Annotated in this window: 20 protein-coding genes; 12 read left to right on the top strand and 8 right to left on the bottom strand. The window is 71.6% G+C overall.

Going from position 1 to position 21617, the window contains the following annotated elements:
* Window positions 1-13 precede the first annotated feature (13 nt).
* A complete protein-coding gene (locus QE359_RS11335) occupies window positions 14-871 on the bottom strand; it encodes a LysR substrate-binding domain-containing protein (protein WP_070418614.1) in 858 nt (285 codons plus the stop codon).
* A gap of 143 nt (window positions 872-1014) precedes the next feature.
* On the opposite strand from QE359_RS11335, the gene QE359_RS11330 reads away from it, so the two are divergent.
* Window positions 1015-2340 carry an MFS transporter gene (locus tag QE359_RS11330; RefSeq protein WP_083403507.1) on the top strand — a complete coding sequence of 442 codons (1326 nt, stop codon included), beginning with the start codon at window positions 1015-1017 and terminating at the stop codon, window positions 2338-2340.
* Between the two features lie 170 nt (window positions 2341-2510).
* Here the strand turns inward: QE359_RS11330 and QE359_RS11325 are convergent, their stop codons facing one another.
* Window positions 2511-3158: an NAD(P)H-binding protein gene (locus QE359_RS11325; protein WP_309779241.1), complete on the bottom strand. Its 648-nt coding sequence runs from the start codon at window positions 3156-3158 to the stop codon at window positions 2511-2513.
* Window positions 3159-3251: 93 nt separating this feature from the next.
* Here QE359_RS11325 and QE359_RS11320 point away from each other — a divergent pair, with 93 nt between their 5' ends.
* Window positions 3252-3620: a helix-turn-helix domain-containing protein gene (locus QE359_RS11320; protein ID WP_309779240.1), complete on the top strand. Its 369-nt coding sequence runs from the start codon at window positions 3252-3254 to the stop codon at window positions 3618-3620.
* 44 nt (window positions 3621-3664) lie between these two features.
* A complete protein-coding gene (locus QE359_RS11315) occupies window positions 3665-4693 on the top strand; it encodes an NADPH:quinone reductase (protein ID WP_309779239.1) in 1029 nt (342 codons plus the stop codon).
* A 66-nt stretch (window positions 4694-4759) separates the two neighbouring features.
* On the opposite strand, the gene QE359_RS11310 is transcribed toward QE359_RS11315, so the two are convergent.
* Window positions 4760-4945 (bottom strand): hypothetical protein, encoded by a 186-nt coding sequence (locus QE359_RS11310; RefSeq protein WP_309779238.1) that lies wholly within the window; start codon window positions 4943-4945, stop codon window positions 4760-4762.
* A gap of 41 nt (window positions 4946-4986) precedes the next feature.
* On the bottom strand, window positions 4987-5814 hold the full coding sequence (locus QE359_RS11305; RefSeq protein WP_309779237.1) for a GAF domain-containing protein: 828 nt from the start codon (window positions 5812-5814) through the stop codon (window positions 4987-4989).
* Window positions 5815-5927: 113 nt separating this feature from the next.
* On the opposite strand from QE359_RS11305, the gene QE359_RS11300 reads away from it, so the two are divergent.
* The 3 genes from QE359_RS11300 to QE359_RS11290 all read left to right on the top strand — a co-directional run bounded on the left by QE359_RS11300 (window position 5928) and on the right by QE359_RS11290 (window position 9873).
* Window positions 5928-6677, top strand: coding sequence for a S1 family peptidase (locus QE359_RS11300; protein WP_309779236.1), 750 nt, complete (start codon window positions 5928-5930; stop codon window positions 6675-6677).
* 151 nt (window positions 6678-6828) lie between these two features.
* Entirely contained in the window at window positions 6829-7701 is an 873-nt protein-coding gene (locus QE359_RS11295) for a patatin-like phospholipase family protein (RefSeq protein ID WP_309779235.1), read from the top strand.
* Between the two features lie 60 nt (window positions 7702-7761).
* Window positions 7762-9873 carry an alpha/beta fold hydrolase gene (locus QE359_RS11290; protein WP_309779234.1) on the top strand — a complete coding sequence of 704 codons (2112 nt, stop codon included), beginning with the start codon at window positions 7762-7764 and terminating at the stop codon, window positions 9871-9873.
* A 293-nt stretch (window positions 9874-10166) separates the two neighbouring features.
* Here the strand turns inward: QE359_RS11290 and QE359_RS11285 are convergent, their stop codons facing one another.
* Window positions 10167-11360, bottom strand: a complete 1194-nt coding sequence (locus QE359_RS11285; protein ID WP_071296679.1) for an acyl-CoA dehydrogenase family protein — start codon at window positions 11358-11360, stop codon at window positions 10167-10169.
* Window positions 11361-11406: 46 nt separating this feature from the next.
* On the opposite strand from QE359_RS11285, the gene QE359_RS11280 reads away from it, so the two are divergent.
* Both QE359_RS11280 and QE359_RS11275 read left to right on the top strand, forming a co-directional pair.
* Window positions 11407-11982, top strand: coding sequence for a QsdR family transcriptional regulator (locus QE359_RS11280; RefSeq protein WP_309779233.1), 576 nt, complete (start codon window positions 11407-11409; stop codon window positions 11980-11982).
* Window positions 11979-12425, top strand: a complete 447-nt coding sequence (locus QE359_RS11275) for a thioesterase family protein (RefSeq protein ID WP_309779232.1) — start codon at window positions 11979-11981, stop codon at window positions 12423-12425. The genes QE359_RS11280 and QE359_RS11275 overlap by 4 nt, the downstream gene beginning before the upstream one ends.
* Here QE359_RS11275 and QE359_RS11270 read toward each other — a convergent pair.
* Together QE359_RS11270 and QE359_RS11265 are read right to left on the bottom strand one after the other, a co-directional pair.
* Window positions 12413-12562 (bottom strand): hypothetical protein, encoded by a 150-nt coding sequence (locus tag QE359_RS11270; protein ID WP_309779231.1) that lies wholly within the window; start codon window positions 12560-12562, stop codon window positions 12413-12415. The two genes, QE359_RS11275 and QE359_RS11270, sit on opposite strands and share 13 nt — an antisense overlap.
* Before the next feature lie 19 nt (window positions 12563-12581).
* Complete coding sequence (locus QE359_RS11265) at window positions 12582-13022, bottom strand: VOC family protein (RefSeq protein ID WP_070418603.1); 441 nt, start codon at window positions 13020-13022, stop codon at window positions 12582-12584.
* 115 nt (window positions 13023-13137) lie between these two features.
* Between QE359_RS11265 and QE359_RS11260 the strand changes: the two genes are divergently transcribed.
* Entirely contained in the window at window positions 13138-13362 is a 225-nt protein-coding gene (locus tag QE359_RS11260) for a hypothetical protein (RefSeq protein WP_309779230.1), read from the top strand.
* A 576-nt stretch (window positions 13363-13938) separates the two neighbouring features.
* On the opposite strand, the gene QE359_RS11255 is transcribed toward QE359_RS11260, so the two are convergent.
* Entirely contained in the window at window positions 13939-17400 is a 3462-nt protein-coding gene (locus QE359_RS11255) for a bifunctional proline dehydrogenase/L-glutamate gamma-semialdehyde dehydrogenase (protein WP_309779229.1), read from the bottom strand.
* An 81-nt stretch (window positions 17401-17481) separates the two neighbouring features.
* Here QE359_RS11255 and QE359_RS11250 point away from each other — a divergent pair, with 81 nt between their 5' ends.
* The 3 genes from QE359_RS11250 (at window position 17482) to QE359_RS11240 (ending at window position 21519) form a co-directional block, all read left to right on the top strand.
* The gene (locus QE359_RS11250; RefSeq protein WP_071301834.1) at window positions 17482-18384 is read left to right on the top strand and encodes a LysR family transcriptional regulator; all 903 of its coding nucleotides are present in this window, start codon (window positions 17482-17484) and stop codon (window positions 18382-18384) included.
* A gap of 163 nt (window positions 18385-18547) precedes the next feature.
* The gene (locus QE359_RS11245; protein ID WP_309779227.1) at window positions 18548-20458 is read left to right on the top strand and encodes a hypothetical protein; all 1911 of its coding nucleotides are present in this window, start codon (window positions 18548-18550) and stop codon (window positions 20456-20458) included.
* A gap of 221 nt (window positions 20459-20679) precedes the next feature.
* Window positions 20680-21519: a hypothetical protein gene (locus QE359_RS11240; protein WP_309779226.1), complete on the top strand. Its 840-nt coding sequence runs from the start codon at window positions 20680-20682 to the stop codon at window positions 21517-21519.
* Window positions 21520-21617: the final 98 nt, after the last annotated feature.

Here is a 21617-nt window from a genome sequence, read left to right as displayed (position 1 = left end):
CGCGCCGCGCCCGTCACACCGCGCGGACCACCCCGCGGGACAGGATCGCGTTCGTGAGGGCGTCGATCGGTTCCCGCTGCACCGTCGGGTTCGCGATGAGCACGTAGTCGACCGCCGGGAGGTCCGGCAACGCCAACCGCTGCGACACCTTCACGAGGTCCGCCGGGATGAGCGAGTGCGGGAACACCGCGACCCCGATCCCCGCGCGGACGGCCGCGAGCACCCCGTTCACGTCGCGCGTGTTGCAGGTGATCCGCCACGTGCGACCGGCGGACTCGAGCGCGTCGATCGCCATCTGTCGACTGATGCTCGGCGCCTGGTACGCGATGAGCGGCACGGGCTCCCCCGGCTCCAGCGCGATGCCGTCCTGCGCCATCCAGACCATCTGGTCGGTCGCCACACGGGTGCCCTCGGCGGACTCCCCCGCGGTCTGCTTGATGAACACGAGGTCGAGCTGCCCCGCGTGCACCCGGCGGAGCAGCGGTGAGGACTGGTTCACCGTCAGCTCGAGGTTCACCTGCGGGTGCAGCCGTCGGAAGTCCCGCAGGATCCGGGGCAACTGCGTGATCGCGAGGTCGTCGGCCGCCCCGAACCGGAGCCGCCCGCGGGTTGCCGCTCCTGAGAAGTACGCGTCGGCGGTGGCGTGCGCCGCGAGGATCGTCCGCGCGAACCCGGCCATCGCGTCCCCGTTGTCGGTGAGCGCCACGCCCCGGGTGTCCCGCGCGACGAGGGTCCGGGAGACGGCCGTCTCGAGCCGCCGCACGTGCTGCGACACCGTGGGCTGGCTGATGCCGAGCCGGGCGCCGGCCTGGGTGAAGCTCCCGGTCTCGGCGACCGCGAGGAACGTCTGCAGCAGAACCGGATCCAGCACCGGACACCCTTCGTCGTGACGACCCCATTCGACTTCGCAATGGAGTGATAGCCACCATAGGGGTATCGAATGGGCCGCGCGCAGTTAGTTTCGAGTGGGTACAGTCCCGCCTGCTCCACCTCGACCTCCGGAGACCCCCACTCGTGAGTGCGTCATCGACGACCCTCCCCCCGCCCACCGAACCGCTGCCGATCCAGGCCACCAGACCGCCGTGGCGCCACACCCTCATCGCCCTGTCGGTGCCGAACTTCCGGCTCTTCACCGCCACGAACCTCGTCGCGATGACCGCCGGCTGGATGCAGCGCATCGCGCAGGACTGGCTCGTCCTGCAGCTCACCGGGTCGGTCGCGCAGGTCGGCATCACGGTCGCGTGCCAGTTCGCGCCGATGCTGCTGTTCGGGCTCCTCGGCGGAGTGCTCGTCGACCGGTTCTCGAAGCGCGCCCTGATGATGATCACGCAGGGCTCGTTCGCCGTACTGTCGGCCCTGCTCGCCGTCCTGACGCTGTCCGGGGTGGTGCAGGCGTGGCACATCTGGGCGATCGCGTTCGTCGTCGGCATGGTCACCGTCATCGACAACCCCGCGCGCCAGGTGTTCGTCACCGAGATCGTCGGCCACGAGCACCTGCGCAACGCGATCAGCGTGAACTCGTCGGTCTTCCAGCTCGGCGGCATGATCGGCCCCGCCCTCTCCGGAGCGCTGCTCGTCGCGGTCGGCGCCGGCTGGTCGTTCGGCGTCAACGCGATCGCCTGCGTCGCCGTGGTCGTGACGCTCGGGTTCCTGAAGGTCTCGGAGCTCCACCGCACACCCCCGGCACCACGCGGGAAGGGGCAGCTCGTCGAGGGCCTCCGCTACGCCGTCCGGAAGCCGACCATCATCGTGCCGGTCATCCTCGTGGCGTTCTTCTCGGTCTTCGCGCTGACGATGCCGGTGCTGCTGTCGGCGTTCGCGTCCGAGGTGTACGACGTCGGCGCTGGTGGCTACGGCGTGTTCAACTCCGCGGTCGCGATCGGCGCCCTGGCCGGCGCACTGCTCTCGACGCGACGCGCCACCGTCCGGCTCCGCACCATCGTCGGCGGGGTGTTCTGGACGGGGATCCTGCTCGTGGTCTCCGGCTCGATCCCGGTCATCGCGCCGTTCACCGTCGCGCTCGTCGCCGTCGGGATGTCGCAGCTGCTCTTCCAGACCGCGTCGAACTCGCTCGTGCAGCTGTCCTCGAACGTCGCGATCCGAGGCCGGGTGATGTCGCTCTACGTCCTCGTGCTGCTCGGAGGGCAGGCGATCGGCGGCCCCCTCATGGGCCAGGTGGTCGACCACTTCGGGGCCCACGTCGGGATGGTCGTCGCCGGAGGCGTGCCGGCCGCGGCCGCGGCCGTCGTCGGGCTCGTGCTCGCCCGCCGCGGCGGGCTTCACCTGGCGGTGCGGATGCGGCACCACATGCCGGTGCCGTCGATCGTCGGGCACCGCTGACGCGTCGGACGGGAGGCGCGGTGCGGGCAGGCGCCGCGCCTCCCGTCCGACGCGTGGTCGCGCTGGCGCCGCCGCGTGGCGCCGCGCGCGCCGCACAAGCAAAGTCACCCGGAACCGCGCGGAGGCGCGGTTCCGGGTGACTTTGGTTGTGCGGAGGCGAACCGAACCGCCTAGTAGGCGACCCCGAAGCGCGCCTGGTGGTGTGCCGGCGAAGCGATCTCGTCGACGAACGCGATCGCGAAGTCCTCGCCGGAGATGTCCGAGTTGCCGTCGGCGTCGGTGAGCAGGACGTCGTCGGTGGTGCGGTAGGTGCCACGACGCTCGCCGGGGTTGTAGCCACCGAAGGCAGCGGCCGGGCTCACGTAGAACCAGTCGACCTCGGTGTCCGACGCGCGGAGAGCCTCGAGGACCTGACCGTGGCTCTTCGCCTCGCCCTTGAACGCGTCGGGGAACTCAGCCGTGTCGTACAGCGCCGGGCCTCCCTCGGCGACGAGCAGTGAACCGGCACCCCCGACGATGCCGAGGCGCGCACCGGCTGCAGCGGCGGCGTCGACGAACGGCTGGAACTTGTCCTTGAGCTCACTGCCGTCGGCCTGCACGGCGTGGAGTGCGACGACGATGACGTCGGCGCCCTTCGTGACCTCGGCGACGAAGTCGGTGTCGAAGGCGTCACCCTGCGCGAGGGTGAGCCCCTCGGCCGGCTCGAGCTTCGAGGTGTCACGGGCGACGGCGGTGACGGCGATGCCGCGGGAGAGGGCCTCGCGGGTGATGGCGGAGCCGGCGTAGCCGGTGCCACCAAAGACGACGATGCTGGTCATGGAGCAGTCCTTTCGTGGAACGTTGACACTCACCGTACAAGCGTTACTCTCTTTGAGTAAGTAGGCACCTCACGGTGCGTAATGGAGGTCGTCGTGTCAGCACTCGAGTACAGCCCCTACGCCGCCGAGTGTCCCTCGCGACAGCTGCTCGACCGCATCGGCGACCGGTGGAGCGTCCTGACGATCGGCACCCTCGCCGACGGTCCGGCACGCTACTCGGCGATCGCCACCCGCGTGCAGGGCGTCTCGCAGAAGATGCTCACGCAGACGCTCCGGGCGCTCGAGCGCGACGGACTCGTCACCCGCACGGTCTTCCCCAAGATCCCGCCGCACGTCGAGTACGAGCTGACCGATCGCGGCCGGTCGCTGCGCGAGGTGCTGAAGCCGCTCGAGGACTGGGCGACCTCACACATGGACGACGTCGCGGTCTCCCGCGAGCAGTACGACACCCGGCCTCGCTGAGCGCACCCGGAATCCCCACGCGACCGCCGTGGTTGCCTGGGGACATGCGATCAGTCGTCTACTCGAAGCCCGGTGACTCGTCCGTCCTGACCCTCGAGGAGCGTCCGCTCCCGGATCCCGGTCCCGGCGAGGTGCGTGTCCGTGTCGTCGTCTCTGGTGTCAACCCGACCGACTGGAAGGCCCGCGCCGGCGGCACGTACGGCGACGGCCTGCCGTTCCCCGAGATCACGCCGAACCAGGACGGCGCCGGAGTCGTGGACGCGGTCGGCGAGGGTGTCGACGGACTGTCCGTCGGTGACCACGTCTGGCTGTACATGGCGGCGGCGAGTCGCCCGACCGGCACCGCCCAGGAGTACACCGTCGTGCCCGCCGCCCGTGCCGTCCCGCTGCCGGAGGGTACGAGCTTCGACGTCGGCGCCTCGCTCGGGGTCCCGGCGATGACCGCGCACCGTGCCCTCACGACGCACGAGCACGGTCCGGACCGGCTCACTCCGGGAGCCCTCGACGGCAAGACGGTGCTCGTCGCCGGCGGTGCGGGAGCCGTCGGACACGCGGCGATCCAGCTCGCACGCTGGGCCGGCGCGACCGTGGTCACCACCATCAGCTCGGACGCGAAGGCCGCGCTCGCCACCGCCGCCGGGGCGCACCACACGGTGAACTACCGCGACGAGGACGCCGCCGCGCGGATCCGCGAGATCGCCCCCGACGGTGTCGACATCGTCGTCGAGGTCTCGATCCCGCAGAACGCCGGGCTCGTCGCCGAGGTCCTGGCGAACCACGGCGTCGTGTCGATCTACGCGAACAACGGCGGCGACGAGGCCACCCTGCCGATCCGCCCGAACATGAGCGTCAACGCCCGCTACCAGTTCCTGCTGCTGTACACGATCGGCGACGAGGCGCTCGCGGCAGCGGCCGAGGACGTCACCGCGGCGCTGCGCGACGGCGTGCTCCCCGTCGGCGAGGACGCGGGCCTGCCGCTCGTGCGGTTCGCCCTGGAGGACACCGCGGCAGCGCACGACGCCGTCGAGCAGGACACCGTCGGCAAGGTGCTGATCGACGTCAGCACGGAGTGACGAAGCGCTGCGTCCGCCCGGGTCGGGTGGACGCAGCGCTCCGGTGGTCGGCGCCGCGGGGCTGGTTCAGCGGGAGAGCGCAGCAGCGAGGCGTGCCTCGAAACGGCGGCGGGCAGCGACCCGCTCCCGCTCGATGTTGGCGGCGATGACCTCGAGGTCTTCGTAGTCGGCGTCGGTCGTGTCGTCGGTCCAGTTCGGGGTGTACACCCGGGACCGACCGAAGGGCTTCGGTTCGGGGGTCACGATGGTCATGTGGGGATGGTACGTCGAGCGTCCGACAAATCGTGTGCGCATCACGGGCCTTTCCTGCGGTTGCGGTCGCGGTCCGGGAACGGGGTCGCGAGCGAGAACGCGATGGCCATGAACGAGGCCATCAGCGCGACGTACTTGGCGTCGAGGTCGGTGAACGCGTCCGGCGCCGGCGAGTCCACGGTGAGCATGCCGAACGAGTACTCCTCCGACCGGATCACGACCGAGACGTACGAGCGGTAGCGGGGTTCGAACCCGGGCAGGTCCTCGTCGGCGTCGACGTCGGTGGCACGGTCGCCGACCACCCGCGGGCCGCCGCCGACCAACACCCAGTCGAGGTTGCGGTCGCCGTACGGGGTCCCCGCCCGGAACACGCCGGCGGTGTCCTCCGCACCCCCGTGCCCGATCGGTTCGAGGCCCCGCAGGTCCTCCGACAGCTGGTAGACGTTCGCACGGACGTCGGGCACGCCGGGGAGCAGGTAGAACGCGAGCGCCACGGCGACCCGGTCCGCGAACGCCGGCAACTCCTGCCGGCGGTCCCGCCGATGCAGCTCGGCGAACCGGGCGAGCCGCGTGGCGAGCTGCCCGAACGCGTACCGGACGGCCGTCCCCTGCTCGAGCTCGGTCGACCGCGCCACCGCCGCCGCAGCCGTGACCGACGCCTCGGCCCGTCGGGCGCGGACGACCTGCACGACCACCGCGGCAGCGAGCACGACCAGCCCGAACACGACGAGCGAGACCTTCACCCCTGGAGCCACGACGAGGTTCGGCAGCTGGAAGGCAGCGGTCGGCGCAGTCGCGACCACGATCGGCCACACGACCGCTCCGGCCCGGCGTCGCCCACGACCCGTCGTGGCCTGGTCCCCTGTCATGTCGACGACGCTAGGACACCCCACCGACGCTGACGGAGTTGTCCACAGGGTGACGTTGTTGTCCCCTGCAACGCGGACTTGACCCCCGAACAGGGGGCGAGCACGATCGGGCCATGAAGCAGCGAACGAACCTCAGAGGCCTCGCCCTCGCCGGAGCCGCCGCAGCAGCCGCCGCCATGACCCTGCTCGGCGGTGGCCTCGGCGCGACCGCGGCGAGCGCCGCCACCGTCTCACCGCAGGTCATCGGCGGCGAGCAGGCACCGAGCACCCCGTGGGAGGTGCAGCTCGTCTTCCAGCAGGGCGGCACCGGCACGTACGGGTGCACCGGCGAACAGCTCAACGCCTCGTGGGTGCTCACCGCCGAGCACTGCGTCGACGGCACCACGGCGATGAACGTCTACCACTCGAACAGCACGACGAACCGGGGCGCGGCGACCGCGGCGGACCGGCTCTACTCCGCGCCGTCCGGGGACATCGCGCTCGTGCACCTCAGCACGCCGAAGACCCTCTCCTCGTACGCCCAGCTCGACCTCGCGTACACCACGAAGAGCTCCGGCACCGGCACGATCCTCGGCTACGGCAACCGCGCGAACAGCGTGCCGACGACGGGGCTCTACCAGGCGACCGTCAACCTCACGGGGAGCTCCACGGACGCGTACGGCGGACGCGCGCAGCACGTCACCGGCGTGACCGGCGCCTCCAACCACGGCGACTCCGGCGGCGCGCTCGTCGTGAACGGCAAGGTCGTCGGCGTCTGCTCGACCGGCGACGTGGCCGACCCCGGCGCGAACACCCACGCCGGCTCGAACTACGCCGTCCTCACCCAGTCCGCCAGCTGGATCCGCTCGACCGCGGGCGTCTGACCCAGCGCACCCACCACGGGACGGGAGGCGCGGTGCGGGCCCGCACCGCGCCTCCCGTCCTCCTGTGTGCCGACCAGTGCCCCGCTCGGTCGCTCTCCACAGGTCGCGTTGCGCGCCCCTGCGCGTCGTCTGCACCTGGTAAGCAAGACGCATGACCGACGTCTCCACGCCTGCGCCCGGAACCAGAGCACTCGTCCTCGGCGGTGGTGGCGTCGCCGGCATCGCCTGGGAACTCGGGGTGCTGTCCGCCCTGCAGGACGCCGGGGTGGACCTCGACGCCGCGGACCTCGTCGTCGGGTCCAGCGCCGGCAGCGTCGTCGGCACCTTCGTCCGGTACGGCGCGGTGCAGCAGGCGTACGACCAGCAGCACGCAGCCGTCCCGACGACCTACGAGGAACCCGTCCCCATCGACGGCGAGGACTTCCAGCAGCGCATCGGCGCCGTGCTCAAGGGAGCCTCGTCCGACCAGGACGCCCGCGCCCGACTGGGCCTCCTCGCCCAGCGCACCACCGACGGGCAGACCGACGACGAGCGCACGGCCACCTTCGCCGAGACCCTCCCGTCGACGGAGTGGCCGGCGAAGCCGCTCGCCCTCACCGCGATCGACGCGACCGACGGCACCTTCCGCGTGCTCACCGCGGCCGACGCCGTGCCGCTCCCCCGCGCCGTCGCCGCGAGCTGCTCGGTGCCGCTCGTCTGGTCACCGGTCGGGATCGAGGGCCGTCCCTACGTCGACGGGGGCATGCGCTCCGCCACGAACGCCGACGTCGCCGCCGGGTACGAACGCGTCCTCGTGATCGCGTGCGGTCCTGAGGGTCCGTCGCCGCTCGGGCCGTGGCTCGACGTCGCGGTCGAGGGGCTCCGGGCTGCCGGCAGCTCGGTCGAGGTCGTCGTCGCGGACAGCACCTCGCAGCAGGCGTTCGGCACGAACTCGCTCTCGCTGTCGACTCAGGCACCCGCCGCCGATGCCGGACGGACGCAGGGCGCTGCCGTGGCCGAGGGCATCGCCGCGTTCTGGGCGTGAGTTCTCCACAGACCGCCGGGTGACCGTGTCGGGTTCCGGGAGCGCCGCTAGCGTGGGTGCATGACGACGCCGTTCTCGGACCTCGACCAGTACACAGCCCTCCCCCGCGTGGACGGGATCGCGGTGAGTCCGGACGGCTCCCGGGTCGCGCTGACCGTCAGCGTGCTCGATGCCGACGGCACGGGCTACCGACGGTCGGTCTGGGCGGTCCCCGGAACGGCGGACGCTGCGGCCGCTCCGGTGCGCCTGACGCGCTCGGCCAAGGGCGAAGGCGGCGTCTCGTTCACGCGCACCGGTGACCTGCTGTTCGTCTCCGGCCGCCCCGACGGCGACGGCGACAAGGACAGCGACGCCGCACAGCTCTGGGTCCTGCCCGCTGCCGGTGGTGAGGCACGACCGGTCACGAAGCTCGCGGGCGGGGTCGGTGGCGTCCTCGACACCGCATCGCACACGGACACCATCGCGGTCACGGCCGGGCTGCTGCCGGGTGCCGGCACGGACCGGACCGGCGTGGTCGCCGCCGACGCCGAGCTGCGCGGACGCCGGAAGGACCGGAAGGTGCAGGCGATCCTGCACGAGACGTACCCGGTCCGGTTCTGGGACCACGACCTCGGCCCCGACGAGACGCACGTGCTGACGCTCGACCTCGGGACGCTGCAGGAGCAGGCGACCACACCGTCAGCGACCGCCGCCGATCCCTCCGATGACGATGCCGGACCGTCCTACCCGGCGCACCTCCCCGCGCTCACCGACCTCACCCCCGCTCCGGGGCGATCGCTCGAACACGTCGACGGGGTCCTCACGCCCGACGGCTCGGTCGTCGTCGCCACGGTCGGCGTGCAGGAAGCCCGCGGGTCCCGTTCGACGATCGTCGCGTTCGACGTCGCGACGGGCACGCGCACCGTGCTGCTCGACGACCCCGATGTCGACCACGAGATGCCGACGATCAGCCACGACGGCCGGACGCTGGCATGGGTCCGGACCGAGCGGTTCACACCCCGCGGTGCGACCGAGCAGGAGATCTGGATCGCCCGGCTCGACGGGTCCGCGCTGTCCGACGCACGGCGGATCGCGGCCGAGTGGGACCGTTGGCCGAACGAGCTCGTGTTCGCGCACGACGACGGTGCGCTCCTGGCGACGGCGGACCACGACGGTCGCGCACCGGTGTTCCGGCTCCCGCTCGACGGCGGCGCCGTCGAGCAGCTCACCCACGACGACTGGGCGTACTCGAGCCTGCGCGTGGCGGCGGTGAGCGGGACCGTGGTGGCGCTCCGTGCCTCCTGGGCCGCGCCGCTGCACCCCGTCCGGATCGAGGCCGACGGCACCGTGACGACCCTGCCGACCCCGGCGCCGCTGCCCGAGGTGCCCGGCCACCTCGAAGAGGTCGAGACGACCGCGGCCGACGGCTCCCGCGTCCGCGGCTGGCTCCTCCTGCCGAACGACGACGCCGGCACCGCCCCGCATCCGCTGCTGCTCTGGATCCACGGTGGTCCGCTCAACTCGTGGAACCAGTGGTCCTGGCGGTGGAACCCGCAGCTCGCCGCGGCCCGTGGGTACGCCGTGCTGCTGCCGGACCCGGCACTGTCGACCGGGTACGGACTCGACTTCATCAACCGCGGCTGGAACGCCTGGGGGCAGGCGCCGTTCACCGACCTCATGGCGATCACGGACGCGGTCGTCGCCCGTGACGACGTCGACGAGACCCGGACGGCCGCGATGGGCGGGTCCTTCGGCGGCTACATGGCGAACTGGGTCGCCGGGCACACCGACCGGTTCCGGGCGATCGTCACGCACGCCAGCCTCTGGGCGCTCGACCAGTTCAACGGCACGACGGACATGTCGCAGTACTGGCAGTCGATCTTCGACGAGACCGGGCTGCACGAGAACGACCCGCACCGGTTCGTCGCGGACATCACGTCACCGATGCTCGTGATCCACGGCGACAAGGACTACCGGGTGCCGATCGGCGAGGGGCTGCGTCTCTGGTCGGAGTTGGCGGAGCACCACGCGGCGGACGACGGGACGATGCCGCACCGGTTCCTGTACTTCCCGGACGAGAACCACTGGGTGCTGAAGCCGCAGCACTCGGTGGTCTGGTACGAGACGGTGTTCGCGTTCCTCGAGCAGCACGTGCTCGGGGGCGACTGGCGGCGGCCGGAGTTGCTCGGGTAGCGGGGCGGCGCGCGGCGTCAGTGGGGAGGCGCCGAGCCGGAACGACATCGTCGCTGTCGTACGACATCGGCGATGTCGCACCCGCGCGCCCGCAACCGTTGCACACGCAACGAACGACATCGTCGCTGTCGTACGACCTCGGCAATTTCGCACCCGCGCGTCCGCAACCCTTGCACGCGCAACGAACGACACGTCCACTGTCGTACGACAACGATCGTGTCGTTCCGCAGCGGCACCCGAACGCTTCCGCTGCGGCCCGGCCCAGCCCAGCCCAGCCCCGCCCGGCCCGCCCCTCAGACGAACGCAGCCTGCCCCGTGATCGCCCGCCCCACGATGAGCGTGTTCACCTCGCGCGTCCCCTCGTACGAGTAGATCGCCTCGGCGTCCGCGAAGAACCGCGCGACACCCTTCTCGAGCACGATCCCGTTGCCGCCCTGCACCTCGCGGCACCACCCCACGGTCTCGCGCATCTTCGCCGTCGCGAACGCCTTCGCCATCGCCGAGTGTTCGTCTGCCCCGGTGCCGGCGTCCTGCATCGCCGACGCCTGCGTGCACAGCGCGATCGACGCGGTGATGTTCGCGAGGGACTTCACGAGCAAGTCCTGCACCATCTGGTGCGCTGCGATCGGCTTGCCGAACTGCACGCGCGAACGGGCGTAGTCGAGCGCGGCCTCGTAGGCGCCGACCGCGATGCCGATCGCCTGCCACGCCACCTCGGTGCGGGTCAGGCGGAGCACCTCGGCGGTCGCGCGGAACGAGTCGGCGTGCTGCAGCCGGCGCGACTCCGGCACCCGGACGCCGGTCATGACGATGTCGGCGTTCTGCACCCCGCGGAGTGCGATCTTGTCCTCGATCTTCGTCGCCGTGAACCCCGGCGTGTCCGTCGTGACGAGGAAGCCCTTCACCTGACCGTCGGCGACGTCCTTCGCCCAGATCACGACGACGTCCGCGAAGGTCGCGTTGCCGATCCAGCGCTTCTCGCCGTCGAGCACCCACGTGTCGCCCTCGCGCCGGGCCGTCGTGCGGAGCCCCCGAGCGGAGTCGCTGCCGGACAGCGGCTCGGTCAGCCCGAACGCCCCGACGAGCTCGCCGGAGGCCATGCGCGGCAACCACTCCTGCTGCTGCTCGTCACTGCCCGCCACCGCGATCGAGTTCATCGCCAGGCCGGACTGCACCCCGATGAAGGTCGCGACGCTGGCGTCCACACGCCCGAGCTCGAGCGCCGCCCACCCGCGGTACACCGCCGAGTTCTCGAACTGCCGGACGAGCGGGATGCCCGGCCCGTACATGCCGAGCTCGGACAGCGGCTTGATCACCTGCATCGGGAACTCGGCGCGCGCCCAGTACTCGTCCGCGATCGGGCGCACGTCGGACTCGAGGTACGTGCGCAGCCGTCCGAGTGACTCGCGCTCCTGGTCGGTCAACCCCTCCTGGAACCGGTAGAAGTCGGACTCGAGGAGCGCGGGGATGGCCGTCGTCAGTGACATACACTGATCGTGCATCATTCTGCGAAACGTTGCAAGGGAGGAGCGCGTGTACACATCGGATTCTGCGCTGCGCGCGTTCCGGGAGGCGCGACACACCTTCATCGCCGGCTCACGCATCGACATGGGCGCGCTCGCCGCCTCGCTCGGCGTGGACCGCACGTCGCTGTTCCGGTGGGTGGGCAACCGTGACCGGTTGCTGTCCGAGATCCTCTGGTCCCTCGCCGTGCCGACGTTCGACGCGGCCGCCGCCGCGGCTGCTCCCGCCGGAGCCCCGCGCATCATCGACGTGCTCGACCGGTTCACGGCGGACCTGATCGACGCGCCCTACTTCCGGTCGTTCCTCACCCGCGAGCCCGCACGGGCACTCCGTCTGCTGACCACGACCGAGAGCGACGTGCAGAGCCGGTTCGTCGGCCGGGTCACCGCCCTGGTCGAGGAGCAACGCGTCGCCGGTGCGTTCGACCCGACGCCGCTCTCCGCCGAGGAGCTCGCCCGGCTGCTCGTCCGGATCTCCGAGTCCTTCACGTACGCCGACCTCATCTCCGGGGAGACGCCGGACCCCGAACGCGCACGAGCCACGTTCGAGTACGTCCTCCGACCGACCACGACAGGAGCCCGATGACCATCGCCGACTACCCCTTCGTCCGGCTCTACCCCACCCGGTGGAACGACAACGACATGTTCGGGCACGTGAACAACACGATCTACTACAGCGCGATGGACAACGCGGCCACCTACTGGTTCCGCGAGGAAGCCGGCCTCGACCCGTTTGCGTCCGAGTGGATCGCGGTGCTCGTGTCGTCGAGCTGCCGGTTCGTCGAGTCGGCGGTGTGGCCCGACGTCATCGAGGTCGGGATGCGGTCGAAGCACCTCGGGAACACGAGCCTGTCGTGGGAGTTCGGCCTGTTCCGGCAGTCCGACGGCGCGCTGCTCGCGACCGGGGAGTTCGCGCACGTCATCATCGACCGCGAGGGCGCCCGTCGGCCGATCCCCCTCCCGGACGACCTGCGCGAGCTCGTCACCGCCACGATGACCATGGCGGCGAACGAGCCTCAGGGGCGGTAGTCCTCGCGGCGGGGGTTGTTGAGCCGCACCGCGAGGTCGTCACCGGCCGAGTCGTGGCCGTTGCGCGTGCCGATCACCTTCACGATGGTCGACAGCACGAAGCCGATCCCCCGGCCGATGACCCGCACGATGCGCATGCGTCGAGGATAGCTCGCGTCAGCCCTTCAGAGCCGCCAGCTCGAGGTTGATGTCGTCGGGGTCCTGCACCGACAGGATGACCATGCCCGCGTCACCGAGGTCAGTCACCTCGCCGTGCTCCACCCCGGCCGCGTCGAGTCGCGCGGCCGCCTCGTGGAGTTCGTCCACCGACCCGACGACGAAGCTCACGTGGTCGAGGCCGACCGTCTCCGAGTCGAACCGCTGCCCCGCCGGCGCCACTGGACGGAGCCCGAACACCTGGTCGCCGAGACGGAAGACGCTGCCGCCGTAGAAGCGCTCCCGGTCCTCGCGGACGCCCGGCTCGTCGACCTGGTCGCTGAAGTCGATCGCCGGGTCGGTGCCGAGCAGCTGCTGGTAGAAGGCCTTGCTGCGGTGGATGTCGGTCACGGTCACGCGGACGTGGGCGAGTGCGGTGGGTCGGGCGAACGGTTCGGTCACGGGAGTGCTCCTCAGGGAAGGGGGCCGGCAGGGTCCGGCACCACCCCGACGCAACGCGCCCCACCTGACCGGACGCCCCGACCGTGCGGCGACCGGACAGCCGTAGGCTCGACGCGTGGGCTCGTGGTTCTGGATCTCGATCGTCCTCATGGCGTACGGCGTCGTGCTGCTCGTGTTCCCGAAGCAGTTCGCCCGCTGGGGCCGGAAGCTGGAACAGCTGCAGGGCGACCACTGGGCGGCCTCGATCATCACGCCGGGTTTCATCCGGGTGATCGGCTGTCTCTTCATCGTCGGCCCCGGCCTGACCCTCATCGAGCTGCTCCTGCACCGGGGCCCGTGACCGCCTGACGCCGCCCGGCGCGGATCGTCCCCGAACAACCAAAGCGCTCCCGAACCACGGGTTCGCGTGGTTCGGGAGCGCTTTGGTTGTGCGCCGCAGTCGACGCGCCGCCGGGCCGACGCACCGCGCGGCGCGCGACGCACCGCGGCACGGCGCCGGCAGCCGCGCTCGATCAGGTCGTCCGTCAAGTGGTCCGGCGTGCCGACGCGGTCATAGTGCGCTCCGAACTACGACAGCAGCGACAACCCACCCGAGCATCAGCACCAGGACAGTGATCAGGAGAAGCGATCGACGTGGTCGGTTGGAGCGCCGCGCCATCGCGAACATCCAGATCACAACGGCCAACAGTGCAGCAAGGAGTATCGCCCAGGTTGCCCACCAGGCTCCGCCGTAGGCCAGAGCGAGAGCAAGCCACCCACCCTGTGCTGGGAGAAGCAGGGCAGCACCTACCCGGTCTGCGACCTTGACTCGTCGCTCCCGGGGTTCATCTGGGAGTGTCCCTCGATCCACTCGCTCAACCTATTCGATCGAGCCGACCGCCAGCCTCGCGCAAGCGGCTGCAGGCTGCGTACCGCGCTAGATCAGGTCGTCGGTCAGGTGGTTCGGCGTGCCGAAGCGATGCGCCGTGATCGACACCGCCTGCTCCCGCACGAACGGCAGGACCTCGAGGCGCCCGGCCTCGGTCACCGGCTCGCCGTACACGGCCACGTCAGGCCGCCCACCGATCGCCGTGTACAGCGCCGACGTGTCGCCGCCGATGAGCCGCACGCGCCCGGACGGACCACTCGCCACCGCCGAGGCGAACGCCGCGTCGGAGTGCGACTGCGTCAGCGACCGGACGTTCGGCAGCGCCCGGACGGCCGATGCGACACCGGACGGCAGGGTCGACACGGTCGAGACGTCGATCGTGGTGCCGGCGCGGACGGACGCCGCGACGACGCGGACCAGATCGGCGACCCCGTCATCGGAGGCAGAGGCAGCCAGGCGCACCCGAACCGCCGGGTACGGCAGGTACCGCGCGATGTTCCGTTCCGCCGTCAGCGCGGACACGTCGGTCGCCGTGCCGAACAGCGACGCCCACGCCTGCTCGTCGGACTCCACGGCCCGGTCGAGCGACGGCGACGCCACACCGGCGGCACGCACGAACGCGGCGACCGGAGACGAGGGAGCCGAACCGGAGACGGCCGGAGCGGGCGCCCACGACCCGAGCCCGAGCAGGTAGTTCAGCCCACCGGCCTTCGTCCCGGCACCGACGGCCGACTTCTTCCACCCGCCGAACGGCTGGCGTCGGACGATCGCGCCCGTGATGCCACGGTTGACGTAGAGGTTGCCCGCCTCGATGCGCCCGAGCCAGGTGCCGATCTCGGCGCGGTCGAGGGAGTGCAGGCCCGAGGTCAGGCCGTAGTCGACCTCGTTGACGATGTCGATCGCCTCGTCCAGCGTGCGAGCGGTCATGATGCCGAGGATCGGCCCGAAGTACTCCGTGCGGTGGAAGGCCGACCCGCGGCGGACACCGTCACGGACGCCGGGGCTCCAGAGCATGCCGGAGTCGTCGAGCTTCGCGGGCTGCACCGCCCACGACTCCCCCGCGCCGAGCGTCGTCAGGCCGTCCAGGAGCTTGCCGGCGGCGGGCTCGATGACCGGCCCCATCTGCGTGGTGGGGTCGGTCGGGTAGCCGACGGTCAGCGACGACACCGCGTCGATGAGCTGCGACCGGAAGCGCCGCGAGGTGGCGACGGAGCCGACGAGCACGACGAGGGACGCGGCCGAGCACTTCTGCCCCGCGTGCCCGAAGGCCGAGGCGACGACGTCCTTCACGGCCAGGTCGAGGTCGGCGGACGGGGTGACGATTATCGCGTTCTTGCCCGAGGTCTCGGCGAGCAGCGGCAGGTCGGGCCGGAAGGACCGGAACAGCGAAGCGGTCTCGTACGCCCCGGTGAGGATCACCCGGTCGACGAGCGGGGACGCGACGAGCTGCTGCCCGAGGTCGTTCTCCGACACCTGCAGGAACGCGAGCACGTCGGCCGGGGCGCCCATGGCGTCGAGCGCGGTCTCGATGATCGACGCGAGGACGGCACCGGAGCGCTCGGCGGGCGGCGCGGGCTTCAGCACGACGGCGGACCCGGCGGCGAGCGCGGCGAGGGTGGACCCGGCGGGGATCGCGACCGGGAAGTTCCACGGCGGCGCGACGAGCGTGAGGGCGGCCGGGGTGAAGGACGCGCCGTCGATCTCGTCGAGCTCGGACGCGAGCGAACCGTAGAAGTGCGCGAAGTCGATCGCCTCGGACACCTCGGGGTCGGCCTGGTCGATGGTCTTGCCGGTCTCGGACGCCATCACCTCGACGAGGGCCGCGCGGTTCGCCTCGAGGGCGTCGCCGACGGCGTGGAGTACCGCGCCACGCGCGGCACCGGACCAGGTCCCCCAGACGGCACCGGCTTCCCGGACGCGACCGAGCGCGGTGTCGAGCGCCGTGGCGGAGTCGACCCGCGCCTCCTGGACGGCACGGACGCCGAGCGTCGACGACGCGACCCGGTCCGTGATCGCCGCACCCCACGACCGCACCGCGGCGACCGACGGGTCGCTGTCCGGCGTGTTCTCGAAGTGCCCCGGGCCGGGGCGACCGACGGCTGCGTAGCGGTCCGCGACGCGGTGCGATGCGGGGGCGTCGAGCCCACCGGGCAGTGCGAGGGGGGCGAGCGACGTGCGGAAACGCTCCTCCTCGCGGGCGAACAGGGCGGGCGAGGACACGAGGGAGAACACCGCGGACATGAAGTTCTCCTGCGACGCGCCTTCCTCGAGGCGGCGGATCAGGTAGGCGATCGCAACGTCGAACTCCTGCGGGTGCACGACGGGCGTGTAGAGCAGGAGCGATCCGACGGTGTTCTTGACCGCAGAAGCCTGCCCCTGCGCCATGCCGAGCAGCATCTCGAACTCGATGCCGTCCCGGACGCCGCGCTCCCCGGCGAGCAGCCAGGCGTGCGCGACGTCGAAGAGGTTGTGGCCGGCGACCCCGACGCGGACGTTCTCGATGCGCGACGGCGTCAGCGCCCAGTCGAGCACGCGCTTGTAGTTGGTGTCGGAGTCCTGCTTGGTGTGCCAGGTGGCGAGCGGCCAGCCGTGCACCGACGCCTCGACCTGCTCCATCGGCAGGTTGGCGCCCTTGACGAGGCGGACCTTGATGCCGGCACCGCCGCGGGCACGGCGGGCGGCGGACCACTCCTGCAGGTGCTCCATCGCGGCGAGCGCGTCGGGCAGGTACGCCTGGAGCACGATGCCGGCTTCGAGGCCGAAGAACTCCGGCTCGTCGAGGAGCTTCGTGAAGACCGCGATGGTGAGGTCGAGGTCCTTGTACTCCTCCATGTCGAGGTTGATGAACTTCGCCGGGGACGCCGACGCCGCACGGCGGAACAGCGGCCGGAGCTTCTCGATGATGTCCTCGACCGCGTGGTCGAACGCCCACGGGGAGTGCGGGTGCACGGTGGAGGAGACCTTGATCGACACGTAGTCGACGTCGTCACGGGCGAGGAGCTTGTGCGTGCCCTCGAGTCGGCGGGCCGCTTCGCCCTCGCCGAGGACGGCCTCGCCGAGCAGGTTGACGTTGAGCCGGACGCCGTCGCGCTTGATCTTCGCGATGGCCGGCCCGAGCTTGGCGTCGGTCGCGTCGACGATGAGGTGGCCGACCATGTCGCGGAGCACGCGGCGGGCGATCGGGACGACGACGCCGGGCAGTGCCGGTGCCATCCCGCCGCCGAGTCGGACGAGCCCGCGGAGTGCGGCGGGCAGGAAGCCGGGCGCTCCGGGCGCGATCGCGCGGAGCTTGCGTGCGGCGACGCCGAGGTCCTCGGGGCGGACGACGCCGTCGACGAAGCCGACGGCGAAGTCGAGGCCGGCGGGGTCGGCGAGCACTCCGGCGAGCTGCTTCGCCGAGCCGTCGACCGGGTAGGTCTCGGCTTCGGCGAGCCACTGTCGCACGAGCGCGACGGACTGGTCCGCGAGGGCGTCGTGGTCGGTGGCGGGGTGCTCGTGCAGGGTCGTCATGGCATCAGTGTGGAGCCCGCCATGCTGAAGCGGAAGCAATGTTTCGTGACGGATACCCATCAGCGACACTAAAGTGTCGGCATGCTCGACGTCCGCCGCCTGGTCCTCCTCCGGGAGCTCTCGATCCGTGGCACGATCGCCGCCGTGGCCGAGGCCGTGAACTTCACGCCGTCGGCCGTCTCGCAGCAGCTCTCCGCCCTGGAACGGGAGGCCGGCGTCCCCCTGCTCCGCAAGGCCGGACGGCGGCTCCAGCTCACCCCGCAGGCCGAGGTGCTCGTCCAGGCTGCGGGGCACGTGCTCGACGTCCTCGAGCGGGCGCAGTCCGAGGTCGAGGAGACCATGCCGACCGTGCAGGGTCGGATCCGGGTGGCGGTGTTCCAGTCCGCGGCGCTCGCCCTGATGCCGAACGCGCTGCACGCGATGGCGACCGAGCACCCGGACGTCCGCATCGAGATGGTGCAGCGCGAGCCGGAGACCGCACTGCACGAGACGTGGATCCGGGACTTCGACATGGTCATCGCCGAGCAGTACCCGGCGCACGCGGCACCGCGGCTTCCCGGACTGCAACGCGAGGACCTCACGACCGACGCCGTCCGGCTGGCGTTGCCCCCGGTCGAGACGGCCCTCGCGCCGGTGTCGTCGATCGAGGACGCCGCGGCGCTGCCGTGGGTGATGGAGCCTCGAGGGACCGCGTCGCGGCACTTCGCCGAGCAGGTCTGCCGTCGCTGGGGCTTCGAGCCCGACGTGCGGTACGAGACCGCCGACCTGCAGACGCAGATCCGGCTGGTCGAGTCCGGCAACGCCGCGAGCCTCATGCCGGACCTCATGTGGACGGGGCGGACGACGACGTGCCGGTTGGTGGAGCTGCCGGAGCACCCGCGGCGGACGATCTTCACGGTGGTCCGCGCGGCCGGGTCCTCGTCGCCGGCGGTCCGCGCCCTCCGCTCGGCCCTCGAGCGCGCTGCCGCGGCCGTCGGCGACTGACCGTCGGCGACTGACCCAGCGCGGCCGACCCGAGCGCGACCGACCGGTCGCTCCGTCGCCGTTACCGGACCGAGACGTACCGGGTCGTCAGGATCGTCGGCGCCGCGACACCTCCAGGATGAGGGCACCTCCCGGTGCCCCGCACAGCATCCAGGGGGATCCCATGAAGCAGTCCTGCACCGCCAGTGTCCGACGTGGCGCCGCCATCGGCGCAGCCGTCGCCATCGTCACCGCCTCCTCGGCGTTCGGCATCGGCGCGACGAGCGCGATGGCCGACGAGGCTCCGACACCGCTCACGCCCGCCACCACCGTCACGACCGGCACGTCCGACGGCTCGGGAGGCGCGGCGAGCGACCCGACGTCGGCCACCGCCGACGAGACGGGGACGACTCCCCCCGTGGTCACCGACGACCCCGCCGAGTCGCCCGAGCCGGCCCCGACGTCCGACCCGACCACGGACCCGACCACGGACCCGACAGCAGCACCGGAGCCGTCCGCTCCCACGACCGCACCCGCGGCGAGCGCGCCGGCCGAGGAGGCTCCGGAGCAGTCCGCCGCCGCGGCCCTCGCCTTCCCCGAGGGCACGAGCGCCGACGCCCCGCTGGTCCTCACCGCGACGGTGGGCGACACCGTGTCCCGGACGTTCACCGCGACGGGCGGGTCGGGCACCGTGACGTACAAGGTGCGCGGCGCGAACGGCAGCCCGGTGATCGGCCAGGGCGACTTCAACAGCGACTTCTCGTTCGACGGGACCACCGGCACGCTGTCCGGGTCGCCTCGGTACGCCCTGCGGACCTACACGTTCCAGGTCATCGCCACGAGCGGCTCCGAGACCGCCGTCGAGTACGTCGAGCTCACGGTGAAGCCCGGTGCCCCGGTCGGCGTCACCTTCTCGGTCTCCGCGCAGCAGTCCTCCGGCCTGTGGCAGGTCGAGCCGGACGGCACGATCTGGGAGGAAGCAGTCGGCAAGGGACGAGTCCGCGTCGTCTCCGACGTCCCCGTCGCGACCGGGACGACCCTCTCCCTGGCTGGTCTCGCGGTCGACGCCTACGGCAACCGCGTGACCGGGAGCGACCAGGACGACGACTACCCCCGGTCGACCGTCACGAGCACCGTGGCGTCCGACCGTGCGGTGTGGGACCCGGCGGGTGCGAACCTCGTGACCTTCACCGAGGCGGGCACCCGCACGGTGACCGTCTCCGAGGGCGGCGTGTCCACGTCCTTCACGGTCGTGGTCACCGACGAGCCGTTCGCGTTCGTCGACCCGTCGTCCGCCGACGCCCCGATCGCCATCGCCCCGACCGCGGGCGAGCAGTTCACGCGGACGTTCGACGTGTCGGGAGCGACCGACCCGTCGGACCTCCGCTACGAGCTCCGCGGGGTCCAGGGCGAGCCCTTCGACGACACGTACGCCCGGAACGGGCTCGACCTCGCCATCGACCCGACCACGGGCGTGCTGACCGGGACCGGCACGGCGGCGACGTCGTTCCGCTTCCAGGTCGTCGCGACGAGCGGCGGGCAGGAGGCCGTCGCGAACGTCGAGGTCACCGTCTCGCCCGCGGCCTTCGCGAAGCTCGTCGTCGCGGTCCTGCCGTCCGACCGGGACCCGGAGTCGGAGACCTGGTCGGTCGACGGCGACACGATCACGCACATCACCCCGGACGGCCGTTCGGAGGTCGTCGACGCCGTCCCCGCACGGCAGGGGCGGCGCATGCTCGTGCTCGCGGTGCCGGTGGACGCCTACGGGAACGCGGTCGCCGACCACGACGACCTGACCATCACGAGCGACGTCGCGAGTGACCGGATCGCCTACGACCCGAGCACCGCCGCGACCTGGGTCACGTTCGAGCACGCCTCGTCGCACGTCGTGACCGTCGCGTACCAGGACCGCACGCAGGACATCCGGTTCGACGTCACCCCGACCGCGGCGACGGCGGGAGCCACCACGAACACGGGCTCCGGCCGTCTCGCCTACACCGGCGCGGAGACCTCGGGTCCCCTCGCCTGGGCGCTCGGACTGCTCGCCGCCGGCGGCGGTCTGCTGGTGCACCGGCTGCGTCGCCGTCGCGCCTGAGCCGCGACCACCTGATGGACGGGGGCGCGGTGCCAGATGGCACCGCGCCTCCCGTCACCCCCGGCCCGTCTGTGAGAAACCCCAGGTCAGGACCTGAGTGAACCGGAATGCTTCCGTGATCGAACCGCAATACGGAAGCCACCCGGAGGACGGCCGGCGGACGTACGGTCGTCGCTGACAGGAGCGGATCGCCGCCCTGCACAGAACGACCAGGGGATCTCATGAACACCACCACTCCGTCGCGCCGTCGCGCGGCGTTCGTCACCGCCGCCGCGACCGTCGCCGTCGTCACCGCCGGATGCGGCGCCGTCTTCGGCGTGAGCGCCGCGACCGCGTCGACGCCGTCTCCGACGCAGCACGTCGCCGCCGCGACGCCCGCGCCGCTCGCCTTCACGCAGAGCTCGTCCGCCGCCCACCCGATCGCGCTGACCGCGACCGCCGGCAAGGCGTTCGCGCACACCTTCACCACCAACGCGAAGGCGGGGTCGGTCGCGTACGCGATGGACGAGCCGGCCGGGCTGACGCCGGACTCGCCGCGCGCGTCCGACCACTTCTCGGTGAACACGAACACCGGCGTCCTGTCCGGCACGGGGGTCGAGAGCGGTATCTGGGACTTCCAGGTCGTCGCCCTCCGCAACGGCGTCGAGGCCCACGCGTACGTGCAGCTCACCGTGCTCCCGGGAGCAGCGGTCGGCGTGCGGACGTACGTCTCGCAGCCGAACACGACCGCGCCGATCTGGTACATCGCGCCGAACGGTGTCATCCGGCAACGGCTGACCCCCACGAGCAAGGCGACGGTCGTCAAGACCGTCCCGGCGGTCCGGCTCGAGCAGCTCATCGTCACCGGGGTCGCGGTCGACGCCGAGGGCAACGTCATCAAGGCTCCCGACGAGGGCGGCGACGTGTCCACGGTCACGAGCAACGTCACGTCGGACCACGTCACCCGGACCGGCGCCCAGGACACGATCACGATCAGCGGTGCGTGGTCGCACCGCCTCACCGTGACCCAGGAGCACGCGCACACGTCGTTCACGGTCTCGGTGGCGCACGCCGCGCACTGAGTCGACCACGGGGAGCCGCGGGTGGCGCGCTGAGCAGCACGCCACCCGCGGTTTCCCGCACGCACCCCCAACCCAGGTCACATTTCGTGCTCGGTGCT

The organism is Curtobacterium sp. SORGH_AS_0776 (genome assembly GCF_031453355.1).
In the GTDB taxonomy this organism is placed as follows: domain Bacteria; phylum Actinomycetota; class Actinomycetes; order Actinomycetales; family Microbacteriaceae; genus Curtobacterium.
Note: the sequence above shows the minus strand (reverse complement) of the source record. Positions and strands in the feature narration are given on the sequence as shown.